This window comes from Candidatus Magnetobacterium casense, assembly GCF_019173545.1.
In the GTDB taxonomy this organism is placed as follows: Bacteria; Nitrospirota; Thermodesulfovibrionia; order Thermodesulfovibrionales; family Magnetobacteriaceae; genus Magnetobacterium; species Magnetobacterium cryptolimnobacter.
Map to the genome: position 1 here is coordinate 1 of NZ_JABXWD010000450.1, position 2,509 is coordinate 2,509.

The following is a 2,509-nucleotide window of genomic DNA, read 5'->3' on the forward strand; positions in this document are numbered from 1 at the left end:
TCTGCGAAGATAAGGCATTCATTATAGAGGTAAAATCTAAACCTGATGAGCGAGACGTCATGAAGATACTTGCTAAGGCGAAGACACTAACGACCTTTTTCAACGAGTGTGTCGGTAAGCAGATAATCCCAATGTTGGCAAGTACATTTATTGAGGAAGACATAATCAACCTTGCAACAAGCAACGGACTGCATGTTGTTGCATACAGACAGTGGGAGTACCTGGACATCCTCAATTTCGATGCAATAAACGAAAAGAACAAAGCCACCATTCTGACATAAAATGGCATTTTACGGCGCTCGAACAATGCTCCCACGTTTAAAATTGAGCGCTACCCCATAGAGTCAGCCCCCACCATAGACACTGTTAAGCAGCCAGAGACACAACAAGGAGGCCGGCTACGGTACTCAATAATCAGCCTCTCTGTCGTATCATCTCAACAGAAGCCTCAATCCTCTTCGATGTTGAGCCTGATGTAGAGTTCCCGCAGTTGGGTCTTGTCAACCTGTGAGGGTGCAGAGGTCAATGGACATGCGGCCTTCTGGGTCTTTGGAAAGGCGATGACATCCCGCAAGGACTGTGCGCCGGTCATCAGCATGATGAGCCTGTCCAGCCCCAGGGCCAGCCCGCCATGAGGAGGAGCGCCGTACTTCAACGCATTCAGCAGAAAACCAAACCTATCCACCGCTTCCTCGGCCTTGATCCCGATCAGCTCCAAGACCTTTTGCTGGAGGTCTGCACGGTGGATACGGATGCTGCCTCCGCCTATTTCGCTGCCGTTGAGGACGATGTCGTAAGCCTTTGACGTAAGCCGTGCGCAATCCGCCTTGCCGGTAATCCGGCCATCGAGTATGGCCTGTATGTCGTCATCCGCCGGAGAGGTAAACGGGTGATGCAGGGCGGCAAACCTGCCTTCATCGGCAACCCACTCCATCAGCGGAAAGTCCACCACCCATACGAACTTGTCATGCGTCCCTATGAGGTTGTTTTTCCTGCCTATGTCCAGACGCAGCCGACTCAAACAATCGTTGACAACCGCCGCCTGGTCAGCCACAAAGAGCATCATATCCCCAGACTGTGCACCAAGCATATCGGCCATCTCCCTGAGCATCCCCTCCTGGAAGAACTTGACAATGGGCGATTCAAAGACGTCCTTGACCTTTATCCAGGCCAGCCCCTTTGCCCCCATCGCCTGTACCTCCTGCGTCAAGAGGTCTACCTCACGCCTGGAGTACGAGGCCATGCCCTTGCCGCAAACCCCCTTGACAATCCCGCCCGATGCAAGCGCATCCTGAAAGACCTTAAACGTGCTGTCCTTGACCAAGCCAGAGACGTCCCTGAGTTCAAGGCCAAACCTCATGTCGGGTTTGTCATTGCCAAAGCGCGCCATCGACTCCTGATAGCTAATCCGCTCAAAGGGCGTCTCTATCTGTTGACCCTTTATATCGTAAAAGAGCTTCTTTAAAAGCCCCTCAACCACACCGATGACGTCGTTGCTATCGACAAATGACATCTCCAGGTCAACCTGGGTGAACTCCGGCTGTCGGTCTGCGCGCAGGTCCTCATCCCTGAAGCAGCGCACTATCTGGTAGTACCTGTCAAGCCCTGCGATCATCAGTATCTGCTTGAACAACTGCGGCGACTGCGGCAGGGCATAGAAGTGTCCGGCACTTACACGACTTGGCACGAGGTAGTCCCGCGCCCCCTCCGGCGTTGATTTCGTCAACACGGGGGTCTCCACGTCTATGAAACCCTGTTCATCGAGGTAGTCTCTTATGACCTTGCAGGCCTTGTATCTGGTTGTGAGGTTGTTCATCATCTCCGGCCTTCTGAGGTCGAGGTAGCGGTATTTGAGCCTGAGAATGTCGTTGATCTCCCCGGCTTCATCTATGGGAAAGGGCAACGGCTCAGACATGTTCAGTACCTCAATTGTCATGACATCGACCTCAACCATGCCGGTTGGGATATCGTGGTTCTCCGTCCCCTCCGGACGCCTGCGCACCAGTCCGCGTATGGCGATGACCGATTCCGCCTTGAGGTGGTGTGCTATTTTTCGTATATCATCGTGCGGATCGGGATTAAACACAAGCTGTATTATGCCGGTCCTGTCCCTGAGATCAATAAATATTACCCCACCGTGGTCACGATTGCGGTATACCCATCCGCAGAGTCTAACATCCTTGCCTGTATCATCAATGCCTATTTGGCCACAGCCCTTGTCCCTGTACATCTTGCCTCCTTCTTGATTGTCAGTGAAGTATCCTGACCGTATCATCGTTATCGTGCTCTTTTATCTTAAGGATAGCATGTCCGGAGGATGTTTGACAAGCTTTTTGAAAAGTTGTCTCCGCAATGTTGGTTGTAACTATCAAGGTAAGCAAGGGAGCATAAACATGTATAACCTAACCTGAGCGATTTATCAGTCAAAAATTTTCTATATTGTTGAAAATCAAGGGTGTATATGGTCTTTCATATTAACCCATCGAGTTATGTCTGTAATAATGCCTTG

1 protein-coding gene and 1 pseudogene are annotated in these 2,509 nt (G+C 51.2%); one reads left to right on the plus strand and one right to left on the minus strand.

Features of this window, described 5'->3' with window-relative positions:
• Window positions 1-281: pseudogene (locus tag HWQ67_RS16180) on the plus strand (hypothetical protein); the annotation flags it as partial.
• A 167-nt stretch (window positions 282-448) separates the two neighbouring features.
• Here HWQ67_RS16180 and aspS read toward each other — a convergent pair.
• Complete coding sequence (aspS, locus tag HWQ67_RS16185) at window positions 449-2,230, minus strand: aspartate--tRNA ligase (protein ID WP_218253720.1); 1,782 nt, start codon at window positions 2,228-2,230, stop codon at window positions 449-451.
• Window positions 2,231-2,509 lie beyond the last annotated feature (279 nt).

Coding starts and splice junctions, on each gene's coding strand:
- aspS (WP_218253720.1), bottom strand. CDS start 2,230: ATGTACAGGGACAAGGGCTGTGGCCAAATAGGCATTGATGATACAGGC.